Annotated in this window: 20 protein-coding genes; 15 read left to right on the top strand and 5 right to left on the bottom strand. The window is 62.6% G+C overall.

The genetic code is table 11. From position 1 onward, the window contains the following. Nucleotides 1-47 precede the first annotated feature (47 nt). On the top strand, nt 48-1,031 hold the full coding sequence (locus KSW38_RS12675; RefSeq protein ID WP_216925284.1) for a bifunctional riboflavin kinase/FAD synthetase: 984 nt from the start codon (nt 48-50) through the stop codon (nt 1,029-1,031). A gap of 158 nt (nt 1,032-1,189) precedes the next feature. Continuing rightward, nucleotides 1,190-1,459, top strand: coding sequence for a 30S ribosomal protein S15 (gene rpsO / locus KSW38_RS12670; RefSeq protein WP_144652206.1), 270 nt, complete (start codon nt 1,190-1,192; stop codon nt 1,457-1,459). Here the strand turns inward: rpsO and KSW38_RS12665 are convergent. After that, nucleotides 1,431-1,700: a hypothetical protein gene (locus KSW38_RS12665; protein WP_216925283.1), complete on the bottom strand. Its 270-nt coding sequence runs from the start codon at nt 1,698-1,700 to the stop codon at nt 1,431-1,433. The genes rpsO and KSW38_RS12665 overlap by 29 nt on opposite strands. Between KSW38_RS12665 and KSW38_RS12660 the strand changes: the two genes are divergently transcribed. The 3 genes from KSW38_RS12660 to KSW38_RS12650 all read left to right on the top strand — a co-directional run bounded on the left by KSW38_RS12660 (nt 1,699) and on the right by KSW38_RS12650 (nt 5,930). Further along, the gene (locus tag KSW38_RS12660; RefSeq protein ID WP_216925282.1) at nt 1,699-3,948 is read left to right on the top strand and encodes a polyribonucleotide nucleotidyltransferase; all 2,250 of its coding nucleotides are present in this window, start codon (nt 1,699-1,701) and stop codon (nt 3,946-3,948) included. The two genes, KSW38_RS12665 and KSW38_RS12660, sit on opposite strands and share 2 nt — an antisense overlap. Before the next feature lie 75 nt (nt 3,949-4,023). Continuing rightward, a complete protein-coding gene (locus tag KSW38_RS12655; RefSeq protein WP_216925281.1) occupies nt 4,024-5,367 on the top strand; it encodes a M16 family metallopeptidase in 1,344 nt (447 codons plus the stop codon). Between the two features lie 101 nt (nt 5,368-5,468). Continuing rightward, nucleotides 5,469-5,930 carry a DUF1579 family protein gene (locus KSW38_RS12650; RefSeq protein WP_216925280.1) on the top strand — a complete coding sequence of 154 codons (462 nt, stop codon included), beginning with the start codon at nt 5,469-5,471 and terminating at the stop codon, nt 5,928-5,930. Between the two features lie 44 nt (nt 5,931-5,974). Here KSW38_RS12650 and KSW38_RS12645 read toward each other — a convergent pair whose 3' ends face one another. Then, nucleotides 5,975-6,241 (bottom strand): MoaD/ThiS family protein, encoded by a 267-nt coding sequence (locus KSW38_RS12645; RefSeq protein ID WP_216925279.1) that lies wholly within the window; start codon nt 6,239-6,241, stop codon nt 5,975-5,977. Between the two features lie 4 nt (nt 6,242-6,245). Continuing rightward, nucleotides 6,246-7,370 (bottom strand): GTP 3',8-cyclase MoaA, encoded by a 1,125-nt coding sequence (gene moaA, locus KSW38_RS12640; protein WP_216925278.1) that lies wholly within the window; start codon nt 7,368-7,370, stop codon nt 6,246-6,248. Between the two features lie 204 nt (nt 7,371-7,574). Between moaA and KSW38_RS12635 the strand changes: the two genes are divergently transcribed. The 9 genes from KSW38_RS12635 to KSW38_RS12595 all read left to right on the top strand — a co-directional run bounded on the left by KSW38_RS12635 (nt 7,575) and on the right by KSW38_RS12595 (nt 15,170). After that, a complete protein-coding gene (locus KSW38_RS12635) occupies nt 7,575-8,306 on the top strand; it encodes a response regulator transcription factor (RefSeq protein ID WP_223949265.1) in 732 nt (243 codons plus the stop codon). Then, nucleotides 8,293-9,492: a sensor histidine kinase gene (locus tag KSW38_RS12630; RefSeq protein WP_216925276.1), complete on the top strand. Its 1,200-nt coding sequence runs from the start codon at nt 8,293-8,295 to the stop codon at nt 9,490-9,492. The genes KSW38_RS12635 and KSW38_RS12630 overlap by 14 nt, the downstream gene beginning before the upstream one ends. After that, entirely contained in the window at nt 9,489-11,066 is a 1,578-nt protein-coding gene (locus KSW38_RS12625) for a molybdopterin-dependent oxidoreductase (protein WP_216925275.1), read from the top strand. Before KSW38_RS12630 ends, KSW38_RS12625 begins: the two co-directional genes overlap by 4 nt. Before the next feature lie 57 nt (nt 11,067-11,123). Further along, on the top strand, nt 11,124-12,356 hold the full coding sequence (locus tag KSW38_RS12620) for a molybdopterin molybdotransferase MoeA (RefSeq protein ID WP_216925274.1): 1,233 nt from the start codon (nt 11,124-11,126) through the stop codon (nt 12,354-12,356). Further along, on the top strand, nt 12,344-12,898 hold the full coding sequence (moaC, locus tag KSW38_RS12615; protein WP_216925273.1) for a cyclic pyranopterin monophosphate synthase MoaC: 555 nt from the start codon (nt 12,344-12,346) through the stop codon (nt 12,896-12,898). The genes KSW38_RS12620 and moaC overlap by 13 nt, the downstream gene beginning before the upstream one ends. After that, nucleotides 12,895-13,398, top strand: coding sequence for a MogA/MoaB family molybdenum cofactor biosynthesis protein (locus tag KSW38_RS12610; protein ID WP_216925272.1), 504 nt, complete (start codon nt 12,895-12,897; stop codon nt 13,396-13,398). Before moaC ends, KSW38_RS12610 begins: the two co-directional genes overlap by 4 nt. Continuing rightward, on the top strand, nt 13,388-13,843 hold the full coding sequence (locus KSW38_RS12605; protein ID WP_216925271.1) for a molybdenum cofactor biosynthesis protein MoaE: 456 nt from the start codon (nt 13,388-13,390) through the stop codon (nt 13,841-13,843). The genes KSW38_RS12610 and KSW38_RS12605 overlap by 11 nt, the downstream gene beginning before the upstream one ends. Nucleotides 13,844-13,918: 75 nt before the next feature. Continuing rightward, the gene (gene dapB / locus KSW38_RS12600) at nt 13,919-14,677 is read left to right on the top strand and encodes a 4-hydroxy-tetrahydrodipicolinate reductase (protein WP_216925270.1); all 759 of its coding nucleotides are present in this window, start codon (nt 13,919-13,921) and stop codon (nt 14,675-14,677) included. A 4-nt stretch (nt 14,678-14,681) separates the two neighbouring features. Further along, the gene (locus KSW38_RS12595) at nt 14,682-15,170 is read left to right on the top strand and encodes a hypothetical protein (RefSeq protein WP_216925269.1); all 489 of its coding nucleotides are present in this window, start codon (nt 14,682-14,684) and stop codon (nt 15,168-15,170) included. Here KSW38_RS12595 and KSW38_RS12590 read toward each other — a convergent pair. Together KSW38_RS12590 and KSW38_RS12585 are read right to left on the bottom strand one after the other, a co-directional pair. Next, the gene (locus KSW38_RS12590; RefSeq protein WP_216925268.1) at nt 15,146-16,381 is read right to left on the bottom strand and encodes a heparan-alpha-glucosaminide N-acetyltransferase domain-containing protein; all 1,236 of its coding nucleotides are present in this window, start codon (nt 16,379-16,381) and stop codon (nt 15,146-15,148) included. The two genes, KSW38_RS12595 and KSW38_RS12590, sit on opposite strands and share 25 nt — an antisense overlap. A 71-nt stretch (nt 16,382-16,452) precedes the next feature. Continuing rightward, nucleotides 16,453-17,001 carry a TOPRIM nucleotidyl transferase/hydrolase domain-containing protein gene (locus KSW38_RS12585; RefSeq protein ID WP_216925267.1) on the bottom strand — a complete coding sequence of 183 codons (549 nt, stop codon included), beginning with the start codon at nt 16,999-17,001 and terminating at the stop codon, nt 16,453-16,455. 75 nt (nt 17,002-17,076) lie between these two features. On the opposite strand from KSW38_RS12585, the gene KSW38_RS12580 reads away from it, so the two are divergent. After that, on the top strand, nt 17,077-17,412 hold the full coding sequence (locus tag KSW38_RS12580; protein ID WP_216925266.1) for a hypothetical protein: 336 nt from the start codon (nt 17,077-17,079) through the stop codon (nt 17,410-17,412). The last annotated feature ends 13 nt before the right edge of the window (nt 17,413-17,425 follow it).

The following is a 17,425-nucleotide window of genomic DNA, read 5'->3' as shown; positions in this document are numbered from 1 at the left end:
GGGAGGTTGCCGGGCGGAACGAATATCTGCAGTAAAAGGCGAGGTTGATGGTCCACATCTGGAACGATCCCACCGAAGTCCCCGGGGACTTCGGACCAACAGTCGTTACCATCGGGAACTTTGACGGCGTCCATCGTGGCCACCAGCATGTTCTTGCGCAACTGACAAACACCGCCAAACGGCACCATATCCCTTCAGTGGCCGTGACCTTTGATCCCCACCCGGCCCAGGTCCACCGCCCGGAATCGGCGCCGGAGCTGATCATGGGCCTCCAGGACAAGCTGGATGCCCTCGGCGAAACGGGCGTGGACGCTGTCCTGGTCATGAAGTACACGCTGGACCTTGCCTCCATGACACCCATCGAGTTTGTCCGCCAAATCCTCCTCGATGCCCTTCATGCCGAGCACGTTGTGGTGGGCCATGACCTCCGTTTCGGCGCAGGGAATGTGGGTGACGTCGTCACCATGCAGGAACTCGGCGAGCAGTTGGGCTTTGGCGTCCAGGTCGTCAATGAGTATGGCGCAGGTGGCTTCCCGGTCCACGACGACGGCGATTCCGACCGCCGTTGCTCCTCCACCTGGGTGCGGGAAGCCTTGTCCGAAGGCGACGTCGTAACGGCTGCCGCCGTTCTGGGACGCCCCCACCGCATGCGCGGCGAGGTTGTTCATGGAGCTGCCCGCGGGAGGAACCTCGGTTTCCCCACCGCGAACCTTTCGCATGATTCCACAGGGTACGTACCAGCGGACGGTATCTATGCAGGCTGGTTGATAGACCAGTCCGGAACACGGTGGCCCGCTGCAATTTCCGTCGGCTCCAACCCCACGTTTGACGGTGTGAGCCGTCAAGTGGAGGCCCACGTTATTGACCGTCCCGAGGAGAATGTGGAGGACTTTGACCTCTACGGCCAGTCTGTTGCGGTCGAATTTACCCAGCGCCTCCGCGGCATGGTGGCATATCGCGGGCCCGAGGCCCTGGTGGAGCAGATGTGCCTGGATGTAGCCCAGGCACACGAGCTGCTGACCCAGGGCTAGCGGTATTTCGACAACAATGCTGACCTGCCGGTAAACTATTACTGGATCCGGCTGCAGTCCGTGGCGGCTGGACCTGTTTTTGTGTGCGGAGACGCATCGGAAGCAACCCGTCAGCGAGGCGCTGCATCGGGAGGCACGGCACAACTCTAGGAGTTCACGTGGCACTTGACGCCGCTGTAAAGCAGTCCATCATCAAGGAATACGCAACCTCTGAAGGCGACACCGGTTCGCCCGAGGTCCAGGTTGCAGTCCTGACCCAGCGGATCAAGGATCTGACTGAGCACATGAAGGAGCACAAGCACGACTTCCACACCCAGCGCGGTCTGCTGGCCATGGTTGGTCGTCGCAAGCGCATGCTTTCCTACCTGAAGAACACTGACATCGCCCGCTACCGTTCGCTTATCGAGCGCCTCGGCCTGCGCCGCTAGTCTGCCTTTGGGGGCGGCCCGGTCCCTCGCGGAACGGGCCGCCTTCTTCAAAAACAACTAAAAAAGGAATCAACCGCATCGCGCATTCGCGGTCCTCGGTAGTGATTCCCGGGAAGAAATCGGCGACGATTTGCCCGTGGATCTCGATCGATGACCGGGTGTCGTACAGGCCAGGAATAAAGAAGAGGCCTGGGTTGATGCGGCGGACTTCCGCTAAATCAGAAACGGAGGTGACTCTCATGGAGGGTCCCGAAATCCAGTTCTCCGAAGCGATTATTGACAACGGCCGTTTTGGCAAACGTGTCATCCGCTTTGAAACCGGCCGCCTTGCCAAGCAGGCTGCCGGCGCTTCGATGGTCTACATCGACGAAGACACCGCACTTCTCTCGGCAACTACCGCAGGCAAGCAGCCGCGCGAAGGCTTCGACTTCTTCCCGTTGACGGTTGACGTCGAAGAGCGCATGTACGCTGCCGGACGTATCCCGGGTTCGTTCTTCCGCCGTGAAGGCCGCCCGTCCACGGAAGCCATCCTGGCTTGCCGCCTCATGGACCGCCCGCTGCGCCCGGCCTTCGTGAAGGGCCTGCGCAACGAGGTCCAGATCGTCGTCACCGTCCTGGCGATCAACCCGGACGAGCTCTACGACGTCGTAGCCATCAACGCGTCTTCCATGTCCACGCAGCTCTCCGGCCTCCCGTTCTCCGGCCCGATCGGTGGCGTCCGCGTTGCCCTCATCGCCGACGAACAGGGTTCGCAGTGGGTTGCCTTCCCCAAGCACTCGCAGCTTGAGAACGCCGTGTTCAACATGGTTGTTGCCGGCCGCATTGCCGGGGACGACGTCGCCATCATGATGGTTGAAGCCGAAGCAACGGACAACTCCTGGAACCTCATCAAGGAACAGGGCGCAACTGCTCCCACCGAAGAAGTTGTTTCCGAGGGCCTCGAAGCCGCAAAGCCGTTCATCAAGGCTCTCTGCGAAGCCCAGGCCGATCTTGCGGCCCGCGCAGCAAAGCCGACCGTCGAGTTCCCCGTCTTCCTGGACTACCAGGATGACGTCTACGCAGCTGTGGAAGCCGCTGCTGCCGACAAGCTGGCTGCAGTCTTCCAGATCGCCGACAAGCAGGAGCGCGACAACGCTTCCGACGAGCTCAAGGACGAAGTTCTCGGTGCACTCGCCGGCAACTTCGAAGGCCGTGAAAAGGAGCTGTCCGCAGCTTTCCGCTCGGTCACCAAGCACGTTGTCCGCCAGCGCATCCTCAAGGACCAGGTCCGCATCGACGGCCGTGGACTCACGGACATCCGCCAGCTGACCGCCGAGGTAGAGGTTCTGCCCCGCGTTCACGGTTCTGCCATCTTCGAACGTGGCGAAACCCAGATCATGGGTGTCACCACGCTGAACATGCTCAAGATGGAACAGCAGATCGACTCGTTGTCGCCGGTAACGCGCAAGCGCTACATGCACAACTACAACTTCCCCCCGTACTCCACCGGTGAGACCGGCCGCGTCGGTTCCCCGAAGCGCCGCGAAATCGGTCACGGCGCCCTCGCAGAGCGCGCCCTCGTGCCGGTTCTGCCTTCCCGCGAGGAATTCCCGTACGCCATCCGCCAGGTATCCGAAGCCCTCGGTTCCAACGGTTCGACGTCCATGGGTTCGGTATGTGCTTCGACGCTCTCCATGCTCAACGCAGGTGTCCCGCTGAAGGCAGCTGTTGCCGGTATCGCGATGGGCCTGGTTTCCGACCAGGTTGACGGCCAGACCCGCTACGCAGCCCTGACCGACATCCTCGGCGCCGAGGACGCATTCGGCGACATGGACTTCAAGGTTGCCGGTACGTCCGAGTTCGTCACGGCCATCCAGCTGGACACCAAGCTCGACGGCATCCCCGCTTCCGTGCTGGCCGCAGCGCTGAAGCAGGCCCGCGAAGCCCGCCTCCACATCCTCGAGGTCATCAACGCAGCGATCGACACCCCGGACGAGCTCTCCGAGTTCGCCCCCCGCGTCATCGCCGTCAAGATCCCCGTAGACAAGATCGGCGAGGTCATCGGCCCCAAGGGCAAGATGATCAACCAGATCCAGGAAGACACTGGCGCGGACATCTCCATCGAAGATGACGGCACGGTCTACATTGGCGCCACCAACGGTCCGTCTGCTGACGCAGCACGTTCCGCCATCAACGCCATCGCCAACCCGCAGGTACCGGAAATCGGTGAGCGCTACCTGGGCACGGTCGTCAAGACCACCACCTTCGGCGCTTTCGTTTCCCTTACCCCGGGCAAGGACGGCCTGCTGCACATCTCCGAGCTCCGCAAGCTTGCCAACGGCAAGCGCGTGGACAACGTTGATGACGTCGTCTCGGTTGGCCAGAAGGTCCAGGTCGAGATCACCAAGATCGACGACCGCGGAAAGCTTTCCCTCTCCCCGGTTGTTGCCGAGGAAGAAGGCGCAGCCTCCGAGGAAGCTGCGGAAGAAGCCGAAGTTTCCGCAGAGTAGTCTGTAAGCAGTACCCGGAGGGGCCGGTGGGCTGAAAGGTCCACGGGCCCCTCTGGCTTTACCCGAAAGGTCTTAATGACTGTCGTACCCTTGCCTTTGGAGCAGACACTTCCCGGCGGCGACCTGATCCATGGTGCCGAGGGCGGTTCCGTCGTACGGCGTTCGGTCCTGCCCGGCGGCGTCCGCGTCCTCACCGAGGCAATGCCCGGACAGCGTTCGGCCACCATCGGATTCTGGGTGGCAGTCGGTTCCCGCGATGAGGCCGATGGTCAGCACGGTTCTACGCACTTCCTGGAACATCTCCTGTTCAAGGGCACCAAGCGTCGTACCGCCTTGGAAATTGCTTCAGCCTTTGATGAGGTGGGTGGCGAGTCCAACGCTGCGACTGCCAAAGAAAGTACCTGTTACTTCGCCCGCGTGCTCGATTCGGATCTGCCGATGGCCATAGACGTCATAGCGGACATGATCACCGGTGCTGTCCTGGATCCGGCGGAGCTGGAACAGGAACGGGACGTCATTCTTGAAGAAATCGCCATGGACAGCGATGACCCAACAGACGTAGCCCACGAAAAATTTGTTGCAGCCGTACTCGGCAGCCACCCACTCGCGCGTCCTATTGGCGGAACGCCGGACGCTATCAAGGCAGTAGCCAGGGACTCGGTCTGGGAGCACTACCAGCGCTACTACCGTCCGGAAGAACTGGTTATTACCGCGGCTGGCGGTTTGGACCATGACGTCGTCTGCGATCTCGTGCAGAAGGCGTTGGAAGCAGCCGGCTGGCAGCTGGATCCGGATGCAGCTCCCGTAGATCGTAGGGCCACCAACCGTGCCGTGATCACGGGCACATCCGGCCTTCAGGTGGTCAAGCGTCCCGTGGAGCAGGCAAACATCATCATGGGTTGCCCCACTATCGTGGCAACGGACGATCGCCGATTCGTCATGAGCGTGCTCAACGCCGTGCTGGGAGGCGGAATGTCCTCCAGGCTTTTCCAGGAGATCCGCGAGAAGCGCGGCCTGGTCTACTCCACGTATTCCTTCACCGCCGCGTACGCCGATGCCGGCTATTTCGGCATGTATGCAGGCTGCACGCCGTCAAAAGTGCGCCAGGTGCTTGATCTTCTTGGTGTTGAGTTGGACAAGCTCGCCAAGGAGGGCATCACAGAGGAGGAGCTCCGGAAGGCCGTGGGACAACTCAGCGGCGGCATCGTCCTCGCCCTCGAGGACACGGGCTCGCGCATGTCCAGACTCGGCCGCGCGGAACTCGTATCCGGGGAGTTCCAGGATATTGACGAGACATTGGCCCGGATCAAGGCAGTCACTGTGGACGAAGTCCAGGAACTCGCCCGGGAACTGGCCGCAGCTCCCCGCACCATCACCGTCGTCGGGCCGTTTGAAGAAAGTGAGACCTTCGGTCTTTAGGAGGCAGCGCGTTCAGCTGGTCCACCATCTCTGGACTCCCGCACTGTAAACAGGGCAGCATGATCACAGGATCATGCTGCCCTGCTCACATTGGAGTCGTGATGGATCTGCCGCCAAAGGGACATGCCGCAGAACTGCTGCAAGACTTCATCGGACATTGGCGGGGCATCACGGAGATAGCACAGTCTCCTTGGGGTGCGGCGCGGACTGCGGAGGCCGAAGCCGTTTTCACGCAAGCGGCCGGGGGCTACGCCGTTGTGCAGAGCTACCGACACCGTGAGCCGGATGGAACGCACTTCGAAGGGCACGGGATGTTCACGGTGGATCCTGCCCATGGGGAAACGCTCTGGTATTACGTGGACAGCATGGGCCGGCCGCCAACTGCCCCTGTGCGAGGTACATGGCATGCGGGGACGCTGACAGTGGAACGGCGAACGCCGGAGGGCGTAGCCCGGCACGCGTTCCGTGTTGAAGATGGCGTCTTGGTGCACACCGCGGAACTACGGCTCGAGGGCACGGCCGAGTTCAGTCCCTTGCTCAAGAGCGTGTTCCGGAAAACCTGACGGCCAAGCGCTGCAGGACGCGCGGGGTTTGTTGACTGTGCTGTTTAGCCGCCTGCGAATGGAGGAAGGACGTCGATAACGTCCTCGGCGCCTAGAGGAGCAGAAGCGTCTCGAACCGCTACTTCGTTCCTGAGGAAGCTGCTACGGGCCACGATGCGGGCAAGCGTTGGTGTCCCCTCCGGAGGCATCGGACGTTCGACGGCGAGGGCAGCTTCGAGCAGAGCCTCGAGGCTGGATCCTTCCGGCAGCGGATGGATCTCTTCCTCGACACCCGCAGCGGCGCGTGCGGCAGCGAAGTAACGTACAAGCAAGGGTTTAGCCTCCGATTGCGCTCATGCTGCGGTCCGGCTGCACGAAGTCCGGTGCGCCGAGACCGGTGTGGTCCATGCCGTGGGCTTTGGGTTTGACCCACATGGCGTCCTGCCAACGTTGGGCAAGCTCGTCATCCGTCGCACCCTCCCGAAGCAGTCCGAGGAGATCGAACTCCTCACGGGAGAACAGGCAGCTCATGATCTTGCCTTCAGCAGTGATGCGGGTGCGGCGGCAGTCTGAACAGAACGGTTCGGTCACCGAGGCGATGATCCCGACTGTACCGAGGACCGCCCCTGTAGCTTCACCCGTTGCCTGCTCCCGGCGTCGTACTTCAAAACGTTCGGCAGGGGCGCCGTCCCGTTCGCGTGGATCCGGGCTGAGAACAAAGTCCTTTGACATCAATTCGCGGATTTCAGCTGCAGTGATCATGTTGCGCCGGGTCCAACCATGGTCCGCGTCCAGCGGCATCTGTTCGATGAAGCGAAGTTCGTAGCCACGGCCCAAGGCCCAAGCGAGGAGGTCCGGTGACTCGGCATCGTTGATGCCCCGCATCAGCACGGCATTCAACTTGACTGGGCCGAGACCGGCGGCCCACGCGGCGTCCACGCCAGCGAGGACACGGTCCAGGAAAGGCCTGCGCGTGAGCTTGGTGAAGGTTTCCTCGTGGAGCGAATCCAGGGAGACGTTGATCCGGGTGAGTCCTGCAGCCTTGAGGGCGGCCGCTTTCTTGTCCAGGCCCACGCCATTGGTGGTCATCGAAATGGGAAGTTCGGGGTGTTCGTTCCGGATGCCTGCTATGACGTCAACCAGATCCGCACGGACCAAGGGCTCACCGCCGGTAAGCCGCAGTTCCCGCACGCCCAGGGCGTTAACGCCTACACGCACAATCCGAATGATCTCGTCTTTGGTCATCACCGCCTGCTTGGAGAGCCATTCCAGCCCTTCAGCAGGCATGCAGTACGTACAGCGGAGATTGCACTTGTCTGTCAGGGATAGGCGCATATCAGTCGCCCGGCGTCCGTAGCGGTCCCACAAACCGGTGGGCGTGCCAGCCGGACGCGACGGCGGAACCGGGCCGCCTGCAGCGCTGCCCGAAGGAGGCACAGGCATGCCTAGCTGAACACTCATGAATTCAGGCTACGCCACCCTGGCCTGAACAGTGATACCGGCTACATTTCGTTTCACTCAGCGGACGGTGGTCCGGATGTTCCTGGGAAGGTAGCGGTCATGTCCCGTGCCGTAGCCAGTTCTTACGGAATGCGGACATTCCCCCGGAAGTGACCCGTATCCGGTGCCGGGCAGCTCCGGCGTACCTATGCTGAAAGCGTGACCATGCAATCGGCATCATCGGCGGCAGAGCCTGGTAATCGCCGCATCCTTCTCGTCGAAGACGAGCAGACCATTGCTGATGTCGTCCGCGACTATCTCCTGCAAGCCGGATTCCAGGTTGACGTAGCCGGGGATGGGTTCTCGGCGCTTAGGCTCGCTGCAACCCGACAGCCGGACCTTGTGATTCTGGACCGCATGTTGCCAGGACTGGACGGTGTGGAAGTGTGTCGTCGACTCCGTCAGAGCATGAGCGTACCGGTCATCATGGTTACGGCCCTGGGAACCGAAGATGACCGCATCCTTGGCTTGGAGATGGGCGCGGACGATTACGTCACCAAGCCGTTCTCGCCGCGGGAGCTTGTCCTTCGCGTCAAGTCCGTGCTTCGCCGCAGCGTCAAGGAGTTCTCCCCCGAACCCCCTGTCGAATTGGCAGGCTTTGAATTGGATCCCGCGTCCCGGACAGTCACTCATTTTGGAACGCCGCTGACGTTGACAGTGCGTGAATTCGATCTTCTGGCCTTCATGCTGCGCAGGCCCAACCAGGTCTTCAGCCGGGAAGAACTCATCAAAGCAGTCTGGGGCTGGGACTTCGGCGATCTTTCCACCGTGACCGTCCACGTACGGCGCCTCCGCGAGAAGATCGAAGTCAACCCCACCAAACCTGAGCTCCTAAAGACCGTTTGGGGCGTTGGCTACAGGTTCGACGCCAAGGGGGATGGCCATGGAGGGCACTGAGCTTGCCACCATCCTTGCCTGGGTACTCCTATGGGCAGTGGTCATCGGTGCCATCACGCTCGTGCTGCTGCGCGTCCTTCGCCGCGCCTCTGTGTTGGCCCAGATCTGCCTCGTAGTGGTGGCCACCGTGGCTGTCCTCGTGGCAGGCATGGTCAGTGCATTCAACGCCATGTTCATTTCTGCCAGGGACCTTGAGGTCATGTGGTACATCCTGGCCATGGCTTCGGCGGTAGCGGTGGCCTTATCGCTCGTGCTGGGAGCCGGGGTATCCCGGAACGCGGCGCGCCTTGTGGCGGCAGCCAGGAAACTCGGCCGGGGCGAAACCCTGGACCACAGCAGTAAAAACGGAAAGCGGGCCGAACCTGCCATGACCTCGGAACTCGCTGAACTGGCCCAGGAACTGGAGGCCAGCAGCCGTAACCTTGCGGAATCGCGTGCCCGGGAAGCCGCCATTGAAACCGCGCGGCGCGAACTCGTCTCGTGGATTTCACATGACCTCCGTACTCCACTTGCCAGCATGCGCGCCATGACCGAAGCCCTTGAGGACGGCATGGTGGCCGATATCCCGGAGTACTACCGGAAGATCATCGGGCAGACGGAACAAATGACTGCCATGGTCAACGATCTTCTGGAGTTGTCCAAGATCCAGGCTGGAAGCCTTCGCTTGCGCGCCGAGTCACTGGACCTCTATGACCTTGTCAGTGATGCTCTATCCGATCTCGCGCCGCTGGCCGCCCAACGTGGCATTACGCTCACCGGCGGGGGAGACCGCGAGTGTATGGCCGTAGCCGATGGACCCAGCATGGCCAGGGCGATCCGGAACGTGCTGCTCAACGCGATCATTTACAGCAGGCCGGACACGGACGTACACACCAGCGTCGGGCGGGACAACGGAAACGCCGTGGTCGCAGTGCAGGACCACTGCGGGGGCATCCCTGAGGAGGACCTTCCCCACCTGTTCGAAACCGGCTGGCAGAAGGACCCTTCACGGGGGAGCCCGGCGGGACCGCAGGGAAGCTACAGCGGAGCAGGAATCGGATTGAGCATGGTGGCCGGCATCGTCAAGGCGCATGGGGGAGCTGTGAAGGTGGAAAACGTCGACGGCGGTTGTCGGTTTGCGCTCTCGCTTCCGGCGGGCTCCCTTCCGGCAGCATCTGTCGTGGATCGCCAAGGAGGCGCAGCATGAGAAAGCCTGGATTCTGGGCTGCGGTTGCCGGGGTGGCGGCCGGGGCAGCAGGCATTGCAGCAGGCGAACTGAGCGCCGGGTTCCTCAGCCCCCTCGTTTCGCCAGTGACGGCACTGGGCGGTGCCGTCATCGATTCCGTTCCTCCCGGAGTGAAGGATCTCGCCGTACAGCTCTTCGGCACGGCGGACAAGATCGTGCTGGTAGCTTCCATCCTGATCGTGGCTGTGGTTCTGGCTGCCCTGGCCGGAATTCTGGAGCGGCGTCGAACCGGACTCGGACTAGTTCTGGCGGCCTTGGCAGGCGTGGCGGGCCTAAGCGCCGTCCTGACCCGGGCCCAAACAACACCGCAGGCCGCTTTCGCTCCCATCGTGGCCGCCGTCGTCACCATGCTGCTGCTCCGCACGCTGATTCGACGGCTAGGCACCTGGGCGCCGGCGCGTGAAGCGTCATCCGGCGTGGTGACATCAGCTCCAGCCGGTGCCTCACCTCACCCGCAACCTGCGCCTCTGGCACGGCGGAGCTTCCTGAACGCCCTGGGGGCCACATCTCTTGCGGCGTCTGTCGGGGGAGTGGTCACCAGCATCCTTACGCGGGCCACAACCGTAGCTTCCGGTTTCAGGGGCTCTTTGACGCTGCCAGCTCCATCGACGACGCCGCAGGCTATCCCTGCAGGGGCATCGCTGCCGCTGGAAGGGATCAGTCCGTTGGTGACACCGAACCCTGACTTCTACCGTATCGACACCGCATTGACGGTTCCGGCCATCGACCCTCCACAGTGGAAATTGAAGGTGACCGGAATGGTGGATCGCGAGGTCGAACTCGACTTCGCGACGCTCCTCACCAAGCCCATGACGGAGCGGCACATCACTATCGCGTGCGTGTCCAATGAAGTGGGCGGCGACCTCATCGGTAATGCCCTGTGGCTTGGCTGGCCTGTACGGGAACTCCTGGCCATGGCGGGTCCCAAACCAGGGGCAGACATGGTGCTTTCCACCAGCAACGATGGCTGGACAGCAAGTACGCCCCTGGAAGCGCTCACGGACGACCGCGACGCCCTCCTTGCTGTTGGCATGAATGGTGAGCCACTGCCCCTGGAACATGGATTCCCAGTGCGGATGATCGTGCCGGGACTCTATGGCTTCGTCTCGGCAACCAAATGGCTCACCGAACTCAAGGTCACCCGTTTTGCTGACGATATCGCTTACTGGACTCCCCGAGGCTGGAGTGATCACGGCCCCATCAAGACGCAGTCCCGCATTGACGTACCCCGTAGTGGTCGCACGGTCAAAGCCGGAAAAGTGCAGTTTGGCGGCGTTGCCTGGGCCCAGCATCGCGGCGTGGACCACGTGGAACTCCGCGTGAACCGCGGCCCTTGGCGGCAGGCGGCGCTCGCACCAGGGATATCCACCGATACCTGGTACCAGTGGCAGCTGGGCATTGATCTCACACCCGGCACCTATGAAGTCCAGGTGCGAGCCACTGACTCTACCGGCAAACCGCAGAGCGAAGGCCGGACCCCTGTGGCTCCCGACGGTGCCACCGGCTACCACACCATCAACGTCAAGGTCACTTAAGGCCCTACTCTGGGTACGTCCGGATAATCTCCGGGCGCGAGCGTGACACACAGGAGGATGTCCTTGCCCAGATCCGTTGCTGCCCATCGCGACGCCGTGGTGGAACTACTGAGCGGTCCGGCCGCGAACACGGCAACTGAACAGTTTCCGTTGCTCGAGGCGCTGGGCAAGGTGCTGGCCGTGGACCTCCACGCGCCACTTTCCCTGCCGCCCTTCGCCAACTCTCAAATGGACGGCTTTGCCGTCAACTCTGCCGACATTCCCGACGACGGCGCGAAGCTGCGGGTAGCGGCACCTGTTCCGGCGGGGGCGGCTCCTGAGCCGTTGAAGCCAGGCTTTGCCGCGCCCATCATGACCGGTGCCATGATTCCGGAGGGTGCCGACGCCGTGGTTCCCATTGAGCGGGCACTTCCCAGCACGTTCCCGAACCCAGAGGCGGAGGACGTTGACGTTTTGCTGCCTGCGACGACTCCGGGCACCTATGTCCGACACATCGGCAGTGACATCGGCGAAGGAGACCTGGCCCTACCCGCGGGGACCTTCTTAGGACCAGCGCAGCTTGGCCTGTTGGCCGCGCTCGGGCTAACCTCCGCGGAAGTCCGCAAGCCCATGCGTGTTCTGCTGGTCACCACAGGCGATGAGGTTCTCGAACCGGGCCAGAGCTTGACTCCTGGCAAGATCTACGACTCCAACGGAACGCTCCTGGAAGCATCCATGCGTCAATCGGGGCTTGACGTGGTACGGACCGGTATCTCCGACGACGACCCCGCACGGTTGCGCGCAGTCCTTAATCGTCATGTGGCCAGCGAAGACGGCCAGCACCGGGTAGACCTCATCGTAACCACCGGCGGGGTGAGCAAAGGCGCCTATGAGGTAGTGCGGCAAGCCATGGCGGGCCAGCATGTGGACTTCCTTCCGGTGGCCATGCAGCCAGGAGGCCCGCAAGGAATCGGCCGCTTTGAAGGGGTTCCGTTCCTCGGTTTTCCCGGCAATCCTGTCAGCTGCCTCGTTTCCTACGAAATGTTCCTGCGCCCTGCCCTTTCGCAGATCCACGGCGTCCCCGCACCGCGACCGGTACAGCGGGCGCGCTTGGTGGAACCGCTGCATTCACCCGAGGGCAAGCATCAAGTCCGCCGCGGAACGGTGCTGCCTGACGGCTCCGTCCGAATGGAGGGTGGCGCAGGAAGCCACCTGGTGCACGCCTTGGCGCGCTCGAACGCCTTGGTGCACATCCCCAGCGACGTCACGGAACTCGCGGAGGGAAGCGAAGTGGAAGTATGGATGCTGTGAATGAAACTCCCACGAACACGTCCGGCAACACCGGCGGCCTGACCCATCTACGTCAAGACGGTACTGCCCAGATGGTGGATGTCTCAGAGAAAGCAGTCACCACCCGTGAGGCCACAGCCACGGCCACGGTGCGCAGCACCAGCGAAGTACTGGCCCTTCTCGGCGCTGGCGAACTTCCCAAGGGCGACGCGCTCGCAGTGGCGCGCGTGGCAGGGATTATGGCCGCTAAGAAGACACCCGAACTGATCCCGCTGTGCCACCCGTTGCCGATTTCCAAAGTCACCGTCGATTTTGAGTTGGGAGCTGACTCGATCGATGTACTGGCTACCGTGAAGACGCGCGGTGTCACCGGCGTCGAAATGGAAGCCCTCACCGCTGCCTCCGTGGCCGCCCTGAGCGTCTACGACATGATCAAGGCCGTGGATAAGCACGCAGTCCTGACAGACATTCAGGTGCTGGCAAAAAGTGGTGGCAAAAGTGGGGATTGGAAGCACGGTGACTGGAGCCGGGGCACCTCAGGCCCGGGAGGAGCCCAAGCATGAGTGCGTGCGAACCAAACGCCCACGGGCCGCGGAAGGCCGGCGTCGTGATAGCGTCCACGCGTGCGGCAGCGGGAATCTACGCCGACGAAACCGGCCCCGTCATCCTGGACTGGCTCAAGGAGCATGGCTTTGATGCCTTCCCCACCATGGTGGTGCCCGACGGCGAGCCTGTCGGCGCGGCTTTGAGAGCGCTTCTGACGCAGAAGCCCGCTGTCGTCATCACCAGTGGCGGAACGGGCCTGAGCCCGGACGACCGGACGCCGGAAGTAACGTTGCCGCTGCTGGATCGTGAGATCCCGGGCATTATGGAAGGTATCCGGCGGGCGGGCGCTGCAAAGACGCCCATGGCAATGCTGAGCCGTGGGCACGCAGGAGCAGCAGGAAAGACATTCATCATCAACTTGCCCGGTTCCCCGAAGGGTGTCATGGACGGCTTGACTGTCCTGGATCCGGTAATCGGGCACCTCTGCGATCAATTGGAAGGAAGCCATGGGCACTGAAACAGACTTTGAAGTTGTTAGCGCGGTCCTGAGCGCCGAGCCCATCTCCGTGGACCAGGCAATTGCCGCGGTGGAGTCTGAAACGGCCGGGGCAGTAGTCAGCTTCAGCGGCGTCGTGCGGAACCACGATTCCGGTAAGCCTGTGGACCGCCTGAGCTACAGCGCGCATCCCACGGCGCACAGGATCATGGCCGACGTGGTCGCGCAGTTGGTGGCCGAGCACTCCGGCGAAGCAGAGCAACCCGTCAGGATTTGGGCCGCACACAGGATCGGGATGCTGGAGATAGGTGATCCCGCGCTGGTGTGTGCCGTGGCGGCCGCCCATCGAGGCCAGGCGTTTGCCGTTTGTTCGGAACTTGTGGACCGGGTCAAATTACAGGTGCCCATTTGGAAGGAACAGTTCTTCAGCGACGGCACCGTGGAATGGGTCGGGGCCGGGGAGTGAGCGGGGACGGCTCGGGGGAGTAAGCGGGGAGTCACGGTTCCTGCCCCACCCCGGCCCGGCGGTAGGGTTAAAGGCATGACCGAACAACTTGCTGTTGCAGTGCTGGGCGCCCATGGGCGCATGGGAATTGAAGCCGTGAAGGCTGTTGAAGCAGCCGACGATATGAAGCTGGTAGCGGCTCTCGGTCGCGGCGATTCCCTGCAGACACTGCTCGATGCAGGTGCAAAGTATGTTGTGGACCTGACTGTTCCGGACACCACCGAGGCAAATGTGCGTTTCGCGGTCGAACACGGCATTCATGCAGTGGTTGGGACCACGGGTTGGGATGGGCAGCGCCTTGGATCGTTACGGACGCTCTTGGAACAGAAACCGGAAACAGGCGTCCTGATCGCCCCGAATTTTGCTTTGGGTTCAGTACTGGCTTCGGCGTTTGCGGCGAAAGCTTCGCAGTACTTCGAGTCCGTGGAGATCATTGAACTGCATCACCCCAACAAGGTAGACGCTCCTTCAGGTACGGCCGTGCGTACCGCACAGCTGATTGCCCAGGCGAGGCAAGAAGCGGGTGTGCCGGCAAGTCCTGACGCCACGGAAACGTCCTTGGACGGTGCCCGGGGATGCGACGTGGAGGGTGTCCGTGTCCACAGCGTGCGGCTCCGCGGGCTGGTGGCGCACCAGGAGGTGCTCTTCGGGGGGCCTGGCGAACAGCTGACGCTGCGCCATGACTCCTTCGAGCGTGCCTCGTTCATGCCCGGTGTCCTGCTCGGGCTGCGCAAAGTTGCGGACCACCCGGGCCTGACCGTGGGCCTGGATGGCTACTTGGACCTGGGGCTTTAAGATCATGGGAACTCTCTGGGAGTCTGTGAAGAAAAACCGCACCAAAATCTGGGTTGGTGCCATCACCTTGCTGTTGGTGCTGTACCTGGTGGTGTCCCTCCAGCGTTCCATCCTGTTGCTTGGTGATCCCAATCTGGTGGCAAAGGGCATCGGCGCTGCCTACCTCGTATTGCCTATGATTGGCGCTTGGGCGCTCATTCGGGAGCTGTTGTTCGGGGCGCGGACCGAACAGATGGCCAAGGTCTTGGAGGCCGAGGGTGGCCTGCCTGTGGACACCCTGCCGCGCACGCCCGGTGGCCGGATTGTGCGTGCTGCCGCTGACGCGGAGTTCGAAAAGTACCGTGCGGAGGCGGAGTCAGCACCCGGGGATTGGCGTTCCTGGTTCCGGCTGAGCTGCGCCTACGACGCTTCCGGTGATCGCAAACGTGCCCGCGCTTCAATGCGCGACGCCGTAAAGTTGTTCCGCTCTCAGCCCACTGCGGCCGGGCGGTAACTGCCCAGGCGCGACGCCTGGTGGGCCAGCCACTCCAGTGGTCCGCGGCGTCGGAAGAGGGCAAAGCACACGCCGATGCCTACCGCGGCCAGCGCCTGCGTCCAATACATTCCTTCGGCAGTCCACCCCGCTGGCAGTGGCTTGTTGTGGAAACCTGAGACCACCCACACATGGAGTGAATACAGCGTAAGGGTCATGGCGCCCGGACCGCTGAGGAGTATGAGGAAGTTGACCTTGATGCGTTCGGCAAGGGTGCCAAGCATCAGGAAGAGCCCGACGACGGCGGCAGCTACCCCACCGGTATGAAGCAGGTCCAGGGTGGTGCCTGCATGTGGTGCCGCGCTTGCCAGCCACCACCACGAATCCACCTGTTGCAAGCCGGTCAGGTTCACTTGGAGCATGCTCTCCAGCGGGTATCCCCGCGTTCCGGGCAGTGCTTCCAGTGCGGCGCGGCCGCCCCATACCTCCATCGCCAGGGTTCCTACGATTTTGGCCAAGGCGGCCACGGCGATTCCGCAGGTGAACAGCAGCAACTGGACGTTCGCCGTCGTGAGCGCCAAACGGCCGATCGCCAGTCCGATCAGCAAATAGGCGATCCACTGGAACACGGGGTAGTAGCCCGTGAAGAACAAGTCGGCGACCAAGCGTGCCGGCGTCTCAAGGTCCTCGCTGTTTGGGTTGTGCCCCAACTGCAAGGGAGGGTTTGCGTCGAGCAGCCAGGGCCGGACGAGGTAGGCGATCACCGGTGACACCAGTACCCAGCCGAGCGCCCACAACAAGAGGGCTTTCAGCCGCAATCCCAGAAACGGCAGGATGCACAGGAACAGGACGGCATAGTGCACCAGGATCACTGCGATATTGACGTCCAGGCCCCCAAGTGTCAGCCCGACGACGGCAATCACCAACGCGCGCATCGCGACACCGCTTCTCGCCGCCCAGAGGTCCAGGCCTTGGCGCGGCTCCTGCTTTCCGGTGGTGAGTGCCAACCCGATCCCGGCGAGGACTGCGAACAGGGCAGCGGACCTGCCCGAGAAAACCAGTCCCACCCAAGTGGGTTCCCACTGGGGGGAGGGACCGAAAGTCGGCATCAGATGGGTGGCCATCATTCCGAGCAAGGCCAGGCCGCGGGCGGCATCTATGCCCGTAAGGCGGGTGGAGACTTTGCGTCCCCTGGGCACCTTCCGGGCTGGCGCCGTCTCTTGCGAAGTCATGCTGCGATCGTCTCATAAGGGACTGTGGCCGTGCTGTGAAGAGGGCCGGAAGCATTTTCCCGGCAGCTGGCTCATTGCGGAAGTGATCCCACGAGGCGGGCGAGTGGTGGGGGTGCCTGTCCTGCCGGCAGTGCGTCGACCAGCAGGGACGCGTATCGGATTTTGTTGCCGCTGCGTCCCCCGAAGAACCTGCGCAGCTGCGCCGATGCCGGTCTGCCGCGCTGTGAGGGCTGGCGTTGGAGCAGACGGAATGAGGCGAGCTCTCCTTGGGCCGCAATGACGTTGAGCACGGCATCAACCCCAAGGCAGCGAATGAGTTCGTCCTCCAGATCCGCGTGGCAAACTTCGAAGCCGTTCTCGGACAAGGAGCCGGAATTTAGGCCTGCGCGGCTGAGCGCGCGGGCGATGCCTTGCGCTTCGCCTGCATCGCATAGTCCGAGTATGCGGTGGTCAGTGCCACTCGGGCCGTAGCGGTCAAGGAAACGGACGATGTTGGTCGCGCCTCCCATCGGCACCACAGACACGCCCTCAGCCATCAGGTCATGGCCAAGGCGAACAGCCAGTGTCTCCACCGCGAGCCGGTCACTTTCGCCCTCGACCAGCACAGTCGTCTCCCGCATGGAACCAGTATGTAGGACGTGTGAGGCTGGCTCAACGGCCTTGTCTTCGAATATATGTTCGAATAACATGGCTTCATGAATGATGCTCCAAAGCCTCCGGAAGGCCTCCACGGACCCATGAGGGCGATGAGTCCAGGCGTTGTCGACTTCCTTTTCAGGCAACTCGTGGCAGGCGAACCACCGGAAGATGTCCAATGGCGCCGCGAGGGAACAGTCCTGGCCGAGCAGGCGCCAGGTGCTGAGCTTGCACGTCGCCTGGCTGAAACAGACCTTGAGGCCCTCACCCCGAGGGAACTCTTCGACTACGTCCGCGCTTCCCAGCGTTTGATTGCCTGGGCGGAACAGTTGAAGGAAAAAGCGGTGGCGCAATACTGCTCGGATGGCACGGCGAGGACGCCCAAGCCCGCATAGTCAGCAGCGCCGA

The organism is Paenarthrobacter aromaticivorans, assembly GCF_019038615.1.
Taxonomy (GTDB): Bacteria; Actinomycetota; Actinomycetes; order Actinomycetales; family Micrococcaceae; genus Arthrobacter; species Arthrobacter aromaticivorans.
The sequence above is the reverse complement of the archived record's forward strand: the minus strand, read 5'-3'. Positions and strand labels throughout refer to the sequence as shown.

Excerpts from the sequence above, each read along its gene's own strand:
- KSW38_RS12675 (WP_216925284.1), top strand. The coding sequence starts at position 48 with ATGGTCCACATCTGGAACGATCCCACCGAAGTCCCCGGGGACTTCGGA.
- KSW38_RS12660 (WP_216925282.1), top strand. The coding sequence starts at position 1,699 with ATGGAGGGTCCCGAAATCCAGTTCTCCGAAGCGATTATTGACAACGGC.
- KSW38_RS12665 (WP_216925283.1), bottom strand. The coding sequence starts at position 1,700 with ATGAGAGTCACCTCCGTTTCTGATTTAGCGGAAGTCCGCCGCATCAAC.
- KSW38_RS12655 (WP_216925281.1), top strand. The coding sequence starts at position 4,024 with ATGACTGTCGTACCCTTGCCTTTGGAGCAGACACTTCCCGGCGGCGAC.
- KSW38_RS12650 (WP_216925280.1), top strand. The coding sequence starts at position 5,469 with ATGGATCTGCCGCCAAAGGGACATGCCGCAGAACTGCTGCAAGACTTC.
- moaA (WP_216925278.1), bottom strand. The coding sequence starts at position 7,370 with ATGAGTGTTCAGCTAGGCATGCCTGTGCCTCCTTCGGGCAGCGCTGCA.
- KSW38_RS12635 (WP_223949265.1), top strand. The coding sequence starts at position 7,575 with ATGCAATCGGCATCATCGGCGGCAGAGCCTGGTAATCGCCGCATCCTT.
- KSW38_RS12630 (WP_216925276.1), top strand. The coding sequence starts at position 8,293 with ATGGAGGGCACTGAGCTTGCCACCATCCTTGCCTGGGTACTCCTATGG.
- KSW38_RS12625 (WP_216925275.1), top strand. The coding sequence starts at position 9,489 with ATGAGAAAGCCTGGATTCTGGGCTGCGGTTGCCGGGGTGGCGGCCGGG.
- KSW38_RS12620 (WP_216925274.1), top strand. The coding sequence starts at position 11,124 with ATGTCCTTGCCCAGATCCGTTGCTGCCCATCGCGACGCCGTGGTGGAA.
- moaC (WP_216925273.1), top strand. The coding sequence starts at position 12,344 with ATGGATGCTGTGAATGAAACTCCCACGAACACGTCCGGCAACACCGGC.
- KSW38_RS12610 (WP_216925272.1), top strand. The coding sequence starts at position 12,895 with ATGAGTGCGTGCGAACCAAACGCCCACGGGCCGCGGAAGGCCGGCGTC.
- KSW38_RS12605 (WP_216925271.1), top strand. The coding sequence starts at position 13,388 with ATGGGCACTGAAACAGACTTTGAAGTTGTTAGCGCGGTCCTGAGCGCC.
- dapB (WP_216925270.1), top strand. The coding sequence starts at position 13,919 with ATGACCGAACAACTTGCTGTTGCAGTGCTGGGCGCCCATGGGCGCATG.
- KSW38_RS12595 (WP_216925269.1), top strand. The coding sequence starts at position 14,682 with ATGGGAACTCTCTGGGAGTCTGTGAAGAAAAACCGCACCAAAATCTGG.
- KSW38_RS12590 (WP_216925268.1), bottom strand. The coding sequence starts at position 16,381 with ATGACTTCGCAAGAGACGGCGCCAGCCCGGAAGGTGCCCAGGGGACGC.
- KSW38_RS12585 (WP_216925267.1), bottom strand. The coding sequence starts at position 17,001 with ATGCGGGAGACGACTGTGCTGGTCGAGGGCGAAAGTGACCGGCTCGCG.
- KSW38_RS12580 (WP_216925266.1), top strand. The coding sequence starts at position 17,077 with ATGAATGATGCTCCAAAGCCTCCGGAAGGCCTCCACGGACCCATGAGG.